Source organism: Lentzea sp. DG1S-22 (genome assembly GCF_036321065.1).
Classification (GTDB): domain Bacteria; phylum Actinomycetota; class Actinomycetes; order Mycobacteriales; family Pseudonocardiaceae; genus Lentzea; species Lentzea jiangxiensis.
Genome location: NZ_CP143276.1, coordinates 6,143,007 through 6,155,724, shown reverse-complemented (window position 1 = coordinate 6,155,724; position 12,718 = coordinate 6,143,007). Strand labels below are relative to the sequence as shown.

General features: G+C 70.0%; 14 protein-coding genes. 6 read left to right on the top strand and 8 right to left on the bottom strand.

What is annotated here, in order from left to right; translation table 11 throughout:
* Positions 1 to 7: 7 nt before the first annotated feature.
* From V1227_RS28790 to V1227_RS28775, 4 genes are all read right to left on the bottom strand, one after another.
* The gene (locus V1227_RS28790; protein WP_329788504.1) at positions 8 to 1,378 is read right to left on the bottom strand and encodes a S28 family serine protease; all 1,371 of its coding nucleotides are present in this window, start codon (positions 1,376 to 1,378) and stop codon (positions 8 to 10) included.
* 52 nt (positions 1,379 to 1,430) lie between these two features.
* Positions 1,431 to 2,282, bottom strand: coding sequence for an NAD(P)-dependent oxidoreductase (locus tag V1227_RS28785; protein ID WP_329788503.1), 852 nt, complete (start codon positions 2,280 to 2,282; stop codon positions 1,431 to 1,433).
* 227 nt (positions 2,283 to 2,509) lie between these two features.
* Positions 2,510 to 2,656 carry a hypothetical protein gene (locus V1227_RS28780; protein WP_169746017.1) on the bottom strand — a complete coding sequence of 49 codons (147 nt, stop codon included), beginning with the start codon at positions 2,654 to 2,656 and terminating at the stop codon, positions 2,510 to 2,512.
* Positions 2,657 to 2,814: 158 nt separating this feature from the next.
* Complete coding sequence (locus V1227_RS28775; protein WP_329788502.1) at positions 2,815 to 4,008, bottom strand: ATP-binding protein; 1,194 nt, start codon at positions 4,006 to 4,008, stop codon at positions 2,815 to 2,817.
* A 154-nt stretch (positions 4,009 to 4,162) separates the two neighbouring features.
* On the opposite strand from V1227_RS28775, the gene V1227_RS28770 reads away from it, so the two are divergent.
* The gene (locus V1227_RS28770) at positions 4,163 to 4,777 is read left to right on the top strand and encodes an SIMPL domain-containing protein (RefSeq protein ID WP_329788501.1); all 615 of its coding nucleotides are present in this window, start codon (positions 4,163 to 4,165) and stop codon (positions 4,775 to 4,777) included.
* A gap of 15 nt (positions 4,778 to 4,792) precedes the next feature.
* On the opposite strand, the gene V1227_RS28765 is transcribed toward V1227_RS28770, so the two are convergent.
* Entirely contained in the window at positions 4,793 to 5,053 is a 261-nt protein-coding gene (locus tag V1227_RS28765; RefSeq protein WP_329788500.1) for a hypothetical protein, read from the bottom strand.
* A 78-nt stretch (positions 5,054 to 5,131) separates the two neighbouring features.
* Complete coding sequence (locus tag V1227_RS28760; RefSeq protein ID WP_442916378.1) at positions 5,132 to 6,346, bottom strand: acetyl-CoA C-acetyltransferase; 1,215 nt, start codon at positions 6,344 to 6,346, stop codon at positions 5,132 to 5,134.
* 45 nt (positions 6,347 to 6,391) lie between these two features.
* On the opposite strand from V1227_RS28760, the gene V1227_RS28755 reads away from it, so the two are divergent.
* Positions 6,392 to 7,627 (top strand): 3-oxoacyl-ACP reductase, encoded by a 1,236-nt coding sequence (locus V1227_RS28755; RefSeq protein ID WP_329788498.1) that lies wholly within the window; start codon positions 6,392 to 6,394, stop codon positions 7,625 to 7,627.
* Positions 7,627 to 8,388, top strand: coding sequence for a MaoC family dehydratase (locus V1227_RS28750; RefSeq protein ID WP_329788497.1), 762 nt, complete (start codon positions 7,627 to 7,629; stop codon positions 8,386 to 8,388). Before V1227_RS28755 ends, V1227_RS28750 begins: the two co-directional genes overlap by 1 nt.
* On the opposite strand, the gene V1227_RS28745 is transcribed toward V1227_RS28750, so the two are convergent.
* Positions 8,377 to 9,012, bottom strand: a complete 636-nt coding sequence (locus V1227_RS28745; RefSeq protein WP_329788496.1) for a TetR/AcrR family transcriptional regulator — start codon at positions 9,010 to 9,012, stop codon at positions 8,377 to 8,379. The two genes, V1227_RS28750 and V1227_RS28745, sit on opposite strands and share 12 nt — an antisense overlap.
* A 101-nt stretch (positions 9,013 to 9,113) precedes the next feature.
* Between V1227_RS28745 and V1227_RS28740 the strand changes: the two genes are divergently transcribed.
* From V1227_RS28740 to V1227_RS28730, 3 genes are all read left to right on the top strand, one after another.
* A complete protein-coding gene (locus tag V1227_RS28740) occupies positions 9,114 to 9,743 on the top strand; it encodes an SCP2 sterol-binding domain-containing protein (protein ID WP_090103511.1) in 630 nt (209 codons plus the stop codon).
* A 25-nt stretch (positions 9,744 to 9,768) separates the two neighbouring features.
* A complete protein-coding gene (locus V1227_RS28735) occupies positions 9,769 to 10,983 on the top strand; it encodes an acyl-CoA dehydrogenase family protein (RefSeq protein ID WP_236221002.1) in 1,215 nt (404 codons plus the stop codon).
* A 207-nt stretch (positions 10,984 to 11,190) separates the two neighbouring features.
* Complete coding sequence (locus tag V1227_RS28730) at positions 11,191 to 12,351, top strand: acyltransferase family protein (protein ID WP_329788495.1); 1,161 nt, start codon at positions 11,191 to 11,193, stop codon at positions 12,349 to 12,351.
* 9 nt (positions 12,352 to 12,360) lie between these two features.
* Here V1227_RS28730 and V1227_RS28725 read toward each other — a convergent pair whose 3' ends face one another.
* A complete protein-coding gene (locus tag V1227_RS28725; RefSeq protein ID WP_329788494.1) occupies positions 12,361 to 12,687 on the bottom strand; it encodes a hypothetical protein in 327 nt (108 codons plus the stop codon).
* Positions 12,688 to 12,718 lie beyond the last annotated feature (31 nt).

Below are 12,718 nucleotides of genomic sequence, written 5' to 3'. Positions count from 1 at the left end.
GCGTGCCTCAGCCCCGGCGGGCCCGCAGCGCGTCGAGCGAGTCCGGGCCCTCGTCCACGGCGAGTGCCGCGGCGGGGGCCGAGGAGACGCCGGCCCAGCGCAGGACAGCGGCCGTCGCGGTGGCGCGGTCGGCTTCGGGCAGGCGGGCGATGTTCGCGCCGTGGTTGCCGCCCGGCACCGTGAACGACAGCGAGTCGCGCGTGCCGCGGCCCAGGGTGAACGGCTCGGCGCTCCACGGGTCGTTCTCGCCGTTCACGAACAGCAGCCGCGAGCCCTGGTGGCGCACCCAGCGGTCGATGTCGGCCATCGCGCGCTTGTCGAAGCGCGGGAAGCGGATCGAGTCGGGCACCATCGTGCGCGGCACGCTGGAACCGGGGTGGCGCAACAGGTCGCGCACCGCGGACTCGTCCGCTTCCGGCCAGCCCAGCTGCGTTCCGGCCTGGTAGTAGTAGGTCTCGTACGGCGCGACGCCCGCGTCGGTGTAGAAGTCGAAGCCGACGGTCTTGTCGATGAACGTCCACAGGTCGTCCACCGAGGCACCCGCACCCGGCACCAGGGAGCACTGGTCCTGGGTCCCGTACTGCCAGAACGTGAACGGCGTGTCGAGGACCAGCACCTCCAGCGCCCGGTGCGCACCGCCGAACTGCCTGTAGGTGTACCCCTTGGCCTCCAGGCGGGCGACGAACTCGTCGCGGTGCTGCAGGACCTGCCGCTGCACGCCTTCCAGGCGCCGGTTGCACGACGGGTCGTTGCCGACCTCGCGGATGAACTCGCCGTAGACGTCGCGGTCGTTCACCACGTCGTTCGGCGCGACGTACGCGATGGTCGCGTCGACGTCGCGCGGGAAGAACCGGCGGTGGTAGATCGACGTCATGCCGCCCTTGCTGGCACCGGTCGACAGCCACTTCGCGCCGTAGATCTTCTTGAACGCGGTGACGATCCGGTGGTGGTCGTTGGCCGCCTGCCAGATGGTCAGGTCGTCCCAGTCGGCGGGCGACGGGCGCGACGGCGCGAAGAACCGCTGCTCCACGCTGATCTGGTTGCCGTCGACGAGCCGCGCGGGCTCGGAGGCGCTGACCGTGCCGGACAGGTGGTAGCCGGAGGTGTGCAGCACCATCGGCTTGGCTTCCGCCTTGTGCAGCAACGAGAACCGCTGCTCGAACTTCTGGCCGCGCGGCTTGCGGTGGTCCGCGGGCTGCTCGATGCCGAGGACGAACGTCCGCGCGGTGCCGGACGTCCCCTCGCTGATGATCCGCACGCCGGGAAGGGCGGCGAGGCGGTCTTCGATGTCGGGGGCGGCGGACACCACGGCGGCGGTGGCGGCGAGCTGCGCCGATGCCAGGCCGAACGCCAGCAGGGAGCGTGCGAGTCTGTTCACCACCTCAAGCTATTGAGCTCGCACGCCCCGCCGGACCGGCCGATCGTCGGGCTTATCCGAAGCTCGCGTAGTAGGACGCGGCCATGTCCTCGTCACCGTGCCCCTTGGTGACAGCGCGGTTCAGCCGTGCGCTCGACGCCTGGGCCACGTCGAGCTGGATGCCGGCGCGCACCGCGGCCTGGTTCACGAGCAACGCGTCCTTCAGGGCGTTCTGCACGGTGAACGCGGGCGGGAAGGACCGCTCGATGATCGCGTTGCCCTTCATCTGCAGGTAGGCGCAGTCCAGGGGGCCACCGGACACGGCCTCCAGGAACAGCTTCGGGTCGAGCCCGGACGCCTCGGCGAGCGACACGGCCTCGCCCACCGCCGCGGTCAGCGCGAGCACCCAGCTGTTCGCGACGAGCTTGAGCTTCGACGACGCCCCGGCCTCGCCGACCCACATCGTGCGGGCGCCGATCACGTCGAACACGGGTTGCACCCGGTCGCGCAGCTCCTCGGCACCGGAGGCGAGCACGACGAGCTGGCCCTCGGCCGCCGGCTTCGTGCTGCCGAGCACGGGCGCGTCCACGAACTCCAGCCCGAGCGACCGGGCGAGCGCGATGTGGTCCTCGGTCGCCTCGACGCCGACGGTGGACGCCTGGACCCAGATGGCGTCGTGCGCCAGCGAGGGAGCCGCGGCCTGCATGGCTTCGGTGACGGTGACGCCGTCGTTGAGCACGGTCAGCACGACCTCGGCGCCGTCGACGGCGTCAGCGGGGGTGCCGGCGACGGTGGCGCCCTTGGCGGCGAGAGGTTCGGCCTTCGCCCGCGTGCGGTTCCAGACCCGGACCTCGTGTCCGGCCGCGGCGAGGTTGGCTGCGATGGGGGCACCCATGAGGCCGGTGCCGAGCACGGCGATCTTCATGTCCCCAGCAAACAAGAAACCTCGCGGTGCTGCCAGGTCGGGGGTCCGACAGCACCGCGAGGTCAACAGTGACATCGGCGTACCGACGCGCGCTGTTACAACACCACGCTAGTGTGGCGTGGATCACGTTTAACAGAGTGAAACCCCTGGAGCGCGGGAGGTGCTCCAGGGGTTCCCGTTGGGGAGGCACCCGCATCGGGGCGCGGTGCGAGTGCCGGGTTCGTGAGTCAGCGCAAGGTGGTGACCTGAGCCTGGGCGATGGCCATCAGCTCGTGACGCATGGACGGGGTGGTCGCCATGTCGATCGCGCGAGCCACGGCCTTCCGGTTGCGCGCCTCGGCACGACGGGCGCGGAGCTTCGCTGCGAAGTTCATCTCGGTCTGCACTTCCCTCTTCGAGGTCTTGTCGGCTGGTAACTCAAGTATGCACCTTGCCGAGCACAGAAGCACGTGATTATCCGGTGAGTTGGCGCACACGCCGATGAATCATCGGCCGACAACGTGAACTACCGGACAACGGTCGGAGGCTGCCGTCAGTCCTCCCGACCCAGCAGAAAGCGTCCGAAGTGCGGCGCGGTGAAGGCGATCTGACCCCGTTCCGCGCTGTAGACCAGGCCTTTCTTGATGAGCGAGTCCCGCGCGGGCGACAGCGACGAGGGCTTGCGACCCAGGTGGTCCGCCACCTGGGCGGTGTTGACGCCCGCATCCTTTCCGTCGGTCAACTCGGCCATCGACCGGAGATACTCGCGTTCAGCGGGCGTTGCACGCTCGTATCGGGAGCCGAAGAAGCCCACGGCCAGCTCCGCGTCAGCCTCCGGAGCGGCGACGGAGACGTCCAGGGCGGTGATCGGGTCGGCCGGTGCGGCGTCCCAGGCGGCCTTGCCGTAGGCCTGGATGAAGTACGGGTAGCCGCCGGACGCGTCGAACAGGGCGTCCAGCGCCTCGTCGGTGATGCCCGCGTCCTCCCGTTCGACCGGGGCCAGCACGGCGCGGTCGGCGTCCTCGCGGCTGAGCCTGTCGATGCGGACGTAGCGGAAGAGGCGTTCCGAGTACGACTTGGCGGCGCTGAGCACCGCCGGCAGGTGCGGCAGACCGGCGCCGACGACCACGAGAGGCGCGCCGAGCTGCGACAACTCGTGGCACGCCGCGCACAACGCGCTGATGTCGTCCGGTTTGAGGTCCTGCATCTCGTCGATGAGCAGCGCGACGCCCGTGCCGACGTCCTGCGCGAGCTCGGCGACGTCGGTGAACAGCTCGACCAGGTCGATCTCGATGTCGCCGGAGTCGGCGCGCCCCGACGCGGCGGGCACGTCGATGCCGGGCTGCCAGCGGTCGCGCAGCTTGGCGCCGTCCGGGGCGGCCCGCAGCGCGAACGCCTTCAGGACCCCGAGGATCGCCTCGACCCGGTCCGGCGCGCGGTGGCGGACCGCGAGGTCCCGGATCGCCCGGTGCAGCGCCGCCGACAGGGGCCTCCTGAGGTCCGCGTCGGGTCTCGCCTCGACCTTGCCCGCGCCCCAGCCGCGCTTCACGGCCATCGACCGCAGCTCGCCGAGCAGCACCGTCTTGCCGACACCCCGCAACCCCGTCAGCACGAGGCTGCGTTCGGGACGGCCGCGGGCCACGCGTTCGAGCACCACCTCGAACGCTCCGAACTCCCTGTCCCGGCCGGCGAGCTCAGGGGGCCGCTGGCCCGCACCGGGGGCGAACGGGTTGCGCACCGGGTCCATGGCTCGCACCGTATCCGCGTTTCTAGCGCTACCCGTAGAGACGCGCAGACCAGCCTCGAAGTGCCGCCGCATGGCGTTCTATAGCCGTTTCTAGCGATAGAGCAATAGAGACGAATAGTTGCGGATGGTGGGCGGTGCGGGTTGGCTGGTCCCCGTGGCTGAAGTCGTGACGAAGGGGACCGGCGAGGTCGAGCGCACCGCCGACCGCGCCCAGGTGGACGTGACGTTCGAGGCTCTCGGCGCCGAACGCTCCGAGGCGGTGAGCACGCTCAACCAGCGCATCTCCGCCGTCGAGCCGCTGCTCGAGGAGTTCGAGGTGCGGTCGCGGCAGCTGTCCGCGCACGACAACTGGGACAACAACCAGCGCGTCGGCAGCCGCGCCCAGCAGCAGTACGTGATCTGGGTGAAGGACCTCGACCGCCTCGACGCCCTGCTGGCCGAGCTCGTGCAGGCCGAGCCGTCCTGGATCAACGGCCCGACGTGGGCGCTCGTCGACGACACCGAGGCCATTCGCGAGGCACAACGGGAAGCCGTGGCCGATGCGTTGCGCCGCGCCGAGGGCTACGCCACGGCGCTGGGGCGGCGGCTCGGCCCGTTGCTGCGCATCGGCGACACGGAGGGCGGCGCGCACTACTCGCCGCGGATGATGAGCGGCGCCGCGTCGTTCGAGATGGCGGGGCCTGCGGGAATGGTCGACCAGCTGAACCTGAAGGCGCAGCAGATCACCGTGACGGCGTCGTGCACGGCCGCGTGGTCGCTGCTCGACTGAGGGTGATCCGCCGCGCTAGTGGCCGTTGAGCGACTCCATCGCGTGGTGCACGGCGGTGGCGTCGGCGTCGCCCGGGCAGGCCTTCAGCCACCTCCTGAGCCACTCGACGCGCCGCCTCGCCGCCGTGGCCAGCGTCAGCGTGATGTAGGCGCGGCGTTCCCACTCGCGCGCCGACCTCATCGCGTCCGCCGCCGGGCGCCACTCGTCGCGGAGCGTGCCGACCAGCGCACGCGCCAGCACCGGATCTCTCTCGGGATCGACTTCCAGGTCGCCCACGCCCCACCCCCGGATCCGCGGCACTGCGGTCCGGAAAGTGTGCATGAGCAACCCTCGTGTTCGGCAAGCCTTACCGCGTCACCGTTCCAGAATCGCAGTGATGCCCTGGCCGCCCGCCGCACAGATGGACACGAACCCGCGGCCACTTCCCTTCCGGTGCAGCAGCTTCGCCAGGGTCGCCACGATCCGGGCGCCGGTCGCGGCGAACGGGTGTCCTGCCGCGAGCGACGAGCCGTTGACGTTCAGCTTCTCCCTGTCGATCTCGCCGAGCTCCTTCTCCCACGCCTTGAGCGTGGCGAGCACCTGCGACGCGAACGCCTCGTGCACCTCGTAGAAGTCGAAGTCCTGCAACGTGATGCCCGCCTTGTCGAGCATGCGCGGCGCGGCGTGCACGGGTGCCATGAGCAGGCCCTCGTCGCCGTGCACGTAGTCGACCGCGGCGGTCTCGGCGAACGTCAGGTACGCGAGGACCGGCAGCTTGCGCGCGGCGGCCCACTCCTCGGTGGCGAGCAGGACCGCGGAGGCGCCGTCGGAGAGCGGGGTCGAGTTGCCGGCGGTCATCGTGTCGCCGAAGACCGGCTTGAGCTTCGCGAGCTTCTCGACGCTGCTGTCCGGGCGGAGGTTCTGGTCGCGGGTCAGGCCGAGGTACGGGGTGACGAGGTCGTCGAAGAAGCCCTCGTCGTAGGCGCGCGCGAGGTTGCGGTGGCTGCGCGCGGTCAGTTCGTCCTGGTCCTCGCGCGTGATGCCGTAGCGGGCGGCGGTGATGGCCGCGTGCTCGCCCATGGACATGCCGGTGCGCGGTTCGCCGTTGCGCGGCAGGTGCGGGACGACGTGGCTCGGGCGGAGCCTGGTCAGCAGGCTGATCTTGCGCGTGCGGTTGAACTCCAGCAGCAGCTTGCGGAAGTTCTCGTTGACGCCGATCGGGGCGTCGCTGGTCGTGTCGACGCCGCCCGCGATGCCCGCCTCGATCTGCCCGAGCGCGATCTTGTTCGCCACGGCGATGATCGCCTGCAGACCGGTGCCGCACGCCTGCTGGAGGTCGTGGGCGGGGGTTTCGGGGCTGAGCCTGCTGCCGAGGACCGACTCGCGGACGAGGTTGAAGTCGCGCGAGTGCTTGAGGACGGCTCCCGCGACCACCTCGCCGAGGCGCTCGCCCTGCAGCCCGAAGCGGCTGACCAGGCCGTCGAGCACCGTCGTGAACATGTCCTGGTTCGACGCGGTGGCGTACGGGCCGTTCGAGCGGGCGAACGGGATGCGGTTGCCGCCGATGATCGCTACTCGCATGCCCGCCATACTACCTACTAGCGGGTAGACTTACTAGCGAGTAGGTTGTTGTGCGTGGACAGGTACCAGAAGTTCGCGACGTCAGGGCTGGGCCGCCAGCTCGTCCGCAGGCTCGGCCTGCCGAACCCGCACCCCCTCCGCCGTGACGCCGCGCTGGCCACGCCGGTGTTCGTCGGCGGCGCGAGCCGGTTGCCCTTCCTGAAGCAGCTGGAAACGGGGGCCGCCCCCTACGGCGCGCTGGTGTTCGACGCGTCCGAGATCAGCACGGTCGCCGACCTGCGCCGGCTGCACGACTTCTTCCACCCGGTGATCACGCAGCTCGGGTCGTGCGGACGCGTGGTCGTCATCGGGCGGTCGCCGGACTCCGTGGCGCAGCGGGCACTCGAAGGGTTCGTGCGCTCGGTCGGCAAGGAGCTGCGCAAGGGCGGCACGGCGAACCTCGTCTACGTGCACGACGGTGCCGAAGAAGGTGTGGAGTCGACGCTGCGGTTCCTGCTGTCCGGACGGTCGGCGTACGTGTCCGGGCAGGTCATCCACGTGTCCGGCAACTCTCCGACCGGCACCCTGCGGGGCAAGGTCGCGCTGGTCACGGGCGCCTCGCGGGGCATCGGCGAGGCGATCGCCGCCACCCTCGCCCGCGACGGCGCCCACGTGGTCTGCCTCGACGTGCCCGCGGCGGGGGAGGACCTGTCGAAGGTCGCGAACGCCATCGGCGGGTCGGCGTTGCAGCTCGACATCACCGGCGACCCCGCCAAGCTGACCTCCTACCTGCTCGAACGGCATGGCGGCGTGGACGTCGTCGTGCACAACGCGGGCATCACGCGCGACAAGACGCTCGCGCGCATGGACGCCGACAAGTGGGACGCGGTGCTGGAGGTCAACCTCGCCTGCCAGGAGCGGGTCAACGACGCGCTGCTGCACGGCGGCGTGCTGCGCCCCGGTGGGCGGATCGTCGGGGTGTCGTCGATCGCCGGCATCGCGGGCAACGTCGGCCAGACCAACTACGCCACGTCGAAGGCCGGTGTCATCGGCATGGTCCAGACGCTCGCGCCCGTGCTCGCCTCCCGCGGCGCCACGATCAACGCCGTCGCGCCCGGCTTCATCGAGACGAAGATGACCGCGGCCGTGCCGTTCGCGACCCGCGAGGTCGGCAGGCGGATGAACAGCCTGTCGCAGGGCGGTCTGCCGGTGGACGTCGCCGAGACCGTGGCGTGGTTCGCCTCGCCGGGATCCGGTGGCGTGAACGGCAACGTCGTGCGCGTGTGCGGCCAGATGCTGCTGGGGGCCTGATGTTGCTGCGTGCGGCCCTCACGTCGTTCCGGCGCGGGGAAACCCTGACCGCCGAACCCGTTTCGGCCTCGATCGACGTGTCGCTGGAGCACCTGGCGGCCTACAACGCGGTGTGCGGCTTCGGCCTGCGCGACGCGCTGCCGCTGACGTACCCGCACGTGCTCGGCTTCCCGCTGCAGATGAGGCTGATGTCCGGCGCCGGGTTCCCGTTCCCGCTGCCGGGCCTCGTGCACGTCGCGAACCGGATCACGCAGTCACGCCCGCTGGCGCTGGACGAGCCGCTGGAGATCACGGTGTCGGCGCGCGATCTGCGGCCGCACCCGCAGGGCACGCAGGTCGACGTCGTGACGTCGGTTTCCGGTGTCTGGGCCGGGGTGTCGACCTACCTGCGGCGCACCGGAGGCCCGGCGGGCTCCGGCGAGGAACCGCAACGGCCGGCCGGCTCGGCGGTGTGGCGGGTGCCCGCGGACATCGGACGGCGCTACGGCGCGGCGTCCGGCGACCGCAACCCGATCCACCTGCACCCGGTGAGCGCCAGGCTGTTCGGCTTCCCGCGCGCCATCGCGCACGGCATGTGGACCAAGGCCCGGTGCCTCGCCGCGCTGGAAGGGCGGCTGCCCGAGTCCGTGACGGTCGACGTCCGGTTCAAGAAGCCGCTGCTCATCCCGGGCCGCGTCGAGTTCTCCGCGCACGAGGACGCCGACGGCTGGAAGTTCGCCGTCTGGGGCAAGGGGCCCCATCTGCTCGGTTCAGCGACGTGACGGCGGATGCCACACGTTGCCGTCGACGAGGTCGCCGAAGCCCATCCACACGAGGTTCATGAGGCGGGCGGCGACGACGCCGGAGGGCTCCTCCGGGTGGTCGAGCCACCAGTCCGCGAGCGACTCGCCCGCCCCGACCAGCGCGGCGGCCAGCGACTCGGCCTCGAGCTTGGTCGCCGGGGCCTTCGTGGACTGGGTGAGCAGCGCCGCGACCAGTGACACCGCGCGGCCGCGCATGTCGGTGAGCTCGATCGCGAACGGACCGCCCTGCGTGGACGCCTGCCGGTGCAGCACCTGCCAGCTCGCCCGGTTCTCCCCGACGAACCCGAAGAACGCGCGCAGGCCGCTCCACAGCTGCACGTCGGGTTCCTGGTCGGGCTCGACACCCGTCGCGATGGCCTCCATCATCCGCGTCGCCTCACGCCGGATGCAGGTCGCGAACAGCTCTTCCTTCGACCCGAGGTAGGCGTAGAGCATCGGTTTGGAGATGCCCGCGACCTCGGAGATCTCGTCCATCGAGGCGGAGTGGAAGCCGAGCCGCGAGAACACGTCGACGGCAGCGTCCATGATCTGCCGCTCACGCACCGCGCGTGGCAAGCGCTTGGCTCGACCTTCTGTGCGCATCACTACCCCTCGTCCCGAAGGGACAAGATTATCCGATCGGCTTGCCGCCCTATCTACTCGCCAGTAGTCTTACTCGCGAGTAGGTACCAGGAGGTGTCCCCATGACGCTCGACCTCACCACCGAGGCGATCGCCAAGCTCAGCCCTGCCGAGCTGATCAGCACGTTGCAGCAGGTCTCGCCGGACGACCCCGCCCTCAAGGGCGTCGACATCGACGTCATCGCGCGCGGCATCGACCCGAAGAAGCTGGGCAAGGACGACTTCGCGGCGTTGCTGAAGGCGCTCGGCGCCCTCGCCGACGGTGGCGCCGACCTCGACCTGTCGAAGATGGACCCGTCCAACTTCGCCCGCATCATCTCGCGCGCCTCGAAGGACCAGATCGAGGCCGTCGTGGCCGACGACGCCCTGCGGGTGCGCGTGCTGGACGAGGTCTTCCGCCGCATGGAGGTCCACTTCCGCGCGGACCGGGCCGGCGCGACGAAGGCCGTCGTGCACTTCCACGTGCTCGAAGACGTCTACGAGGCGATCATCGAGAACGCCGAGTGCACCATCAACAAGGGTGTGACGCGCGAGGCCCGCGCCATCGTCACGCTGACGCCCGCCGACTTCCTCAAGCTCGCGACCGGCAACGCCTCCGCCCCCGTGCTGTTCATGACGGGCAAGCTGAAGGTGAAGGGCGACCTGGGGTTCGCGGCCGGGTTCATGAGCCTGTTCAACATCCCGAAGGCCTGACCGAATTTCTCTTGGGAGTGACTCAGTGGGTGGCTTCTCGCTCGAGCTGAACGAAGACCAGACCGACCTGCGCGACTGGGTGCACGGCTTCGCTCGTGACGTGATCAGGCCGGCGGCCTCCGAGTGGGACGAGCGCGAGGAGACGCCGTGGCCCGTGATCCAGGAGGCCGCGAAGATCGGCCTCTACGGCTTCGAGGCCCTCGCGACCTGGTTCGCCGACCCGATCGGCCTGTCCCTGCCGATCGCCACCGAGGAGCTGTTCTGGGGTGACGCCGGCATCGCGCTGTCGCTGATGGGCACCGGCCTCGCCGTCGCGGGCATCTTCGCGGGCGGCGAACCCGAGCAGCTCGCCGAGTGGGTGCCGGAGTGCTTCGGCGACGAGTCGGACCCGAAGCTCGCGGCGTTCTGCGCCTCCGAACCGCAGGCGGGCTCCGACGTCGCCGGCTACCGCACGCGCGCCCGGTACGACGAGGCCACCGACGAGTGGGTCATCAACGGCCAGAAGGCGTGGGCCACCAACGGCGGCATCGCGAACGTGCACGTCGTCACCGCCGTCGTCGACCCCGCACTGGGCGCCCGCGGCCAGGCGGGCTTCATCGTCCCGCCCGGCACACCCGGTGTGTCGTCCCCAGGCAAGATCAAGAAGCACGGCATGCGCGCCTCGCACACGGCCGACGTCTTCTTCGACGACGTGCGCGTCCCCGGCCGCTGCGTCCTCGGCGGCCGCGAACGCCTGGAGGCCAGGCTGGCCCGCGCCCGCGAGGGCCAGCGCGCCGGCGGCCAGGCCGCGATGGCGACGTTCGAGACGACCCGCCCGACCGTCGGCGCCATGGCCGTCGGCGTCGCCCGTGCCGCCTACGACTACGCGCTCGACTACGCCAAGGACCGCGAGGCGTTCGGCCGCAAGATCATCGAGAACCAGTCGATCGCCTTCGACCTCGCGAACATGAAGATGGAGATCGACGCCTCCCGCCTGCTCGTGTGGCGCGCGGCGTGGATGGGGCGCAACAACGTGCCGTTCACCGCGGGCGAGGGCTCGATGTCGAAGCTCAAGGCGTCCGAGGTGTCGGTGTGGGCGACCGAGCGGGCGATCCACATCCTCGGTGGCGCCGGGTACACGCGGGAGCACCCGGTGGAGCGGATGCACCGCGACGCCAAGATCTTCACCATCTTCGAGGGGACGTCGGAGATCCAGCGACTTGTGGTGTCGCGCGCGATCTCCGGCATGCAGATCAAGTGAGTTGATCACTTCTGGTCCGTCTGAGGGGACGGGGTCTTGCGAGGCTTGAAGACCCCGTCCACTGCGAGCCGCGCCCTCTGGTGACTGGCTGCGAGATCAGGTGAGCCGCCCCGCGGGCCCGGACGTGCGCCCCAGCCCGCGATCTGCGGCGTTTGGTAATGTGCCGGGCGCCCCGCGGTCTGGGCGACCCCACCCTGGAGGAACGCCGTGCGCACGTTGACCCATGCCGAGTTCATGGAGATGCGGCGCTTCCCCGCGCTCGACGGGTTGCGGGCGTTCGCGGCCGTGATCGTGGTGGTGTTCCACTTCGGCGGCGCCGAGTGGAAGTGGCTCTCCGGCTGGGTCGGCGTCTACCTGTTCTTCGTGCTCTCCGGCTTCCTGATCACCACGTTGCTGCTGCGCGAGCAGGACACCAAGGGCCGGATCTCACTCAAGAACTTCTACATCCGGCGCGTTTTCCGGATCATGCCGCCGTACTTCGTGATCTTCTTCTTCATCATGGCGTTCTTCTACCTGCGCGGTGACTTCTTCACGATCCGCTACCCGGAGACGCTGAAGTACTACCTGCCGTTCATGAACGAGTTCCTGCCGGCGGGCATGGCGGGCGCGCCGAACGACTACTTCTCCGGCTCGTGGACGCTCGGCATCGAGCAGAAGTTCTACCTCGTGTGGCCCGCGCTGATGGTCGTCGCCGGAGTCGCCGCGGCCCGTCGGCGCGTGTACATCGCGTTGGGTGCGATGGCCGTGCTGATCGCCCTCATCCCGCTCACAGGTGGTTGGTACACCGCGTACTCGATGAGCGCGCTCTACACGTCGTCGGTGCACTACGTGGTGCTGCTGGTCGGCGCTCTGCTGGCGATCGTCATGAACAGCAAGCGCCTGTACGCGTTCGTCCAGCCGTTGACGCACCCGCTGGTCGCGCCGGTCTCGATCATCGCGTTCGTCGTGCTGCACGTGAACATGGAGACGCTCTGGCACTCCACCGGCAACGCCGTGGTGCTGCTGCTGGGCTACGCGGTGCTGACGGCGGCGCTGATCGTGTCGCTGATGAACCGCAACCCCGTCACGTGGGTGCTGTCGACCGCGCCGATGCGCTTCGTCGGCGACCGCTCGTACTCGCTGTACCTGTTCCAGGGCATCGCGGGCTTCATGGTCGCCTCGATGCTGCCGCGCTTCCAGGTCTACGGCACGCTCACGGCCGTCGTGGTGACGCTGGTGTCGTTGCTGCTGGCGGACATCGTGTTCCGCTGGGTCGAGCACCCGGCGATCGAGCTCGGCCGCCGCATCATCGCGCGCCGCTCGCAGAAGGCGCAGGCGCCGGTCAACCCGCCGCACAAGGAAGTCCCGCCGGTCCCGGTCAACGCCTGAGGGAACCGCCTAGAGCGGTAGCCGCAGGACGGCACGCACGCGGTCGAGCTCGCGGCGGTGCACGGCGAGCAGCACGACGTCGGCGGGCCTGCGGAAGTGCAGGACCACGAAGTTGGGGTGCGGCGGGTCCTGGTCGACGACCTGCTCGACCCTGCCCTCGTCGTTGCTGAAGACGATCCGCTCATCCCAGATGATCTTGGTGGGCCCGAAGAACAGCTCACCCTCCTGCCACTCGCCGTCGAGGAAGACGTCACCGTCCCCGCGCGAGTTGTCGTCCCCGCCCGGCCCGAAGGCCTCGCCGAGGACTCCCCCGAGAATCTCGAACAACGCAGACATCACGATCCCCCTTCGTTGCCACAGGAACGAG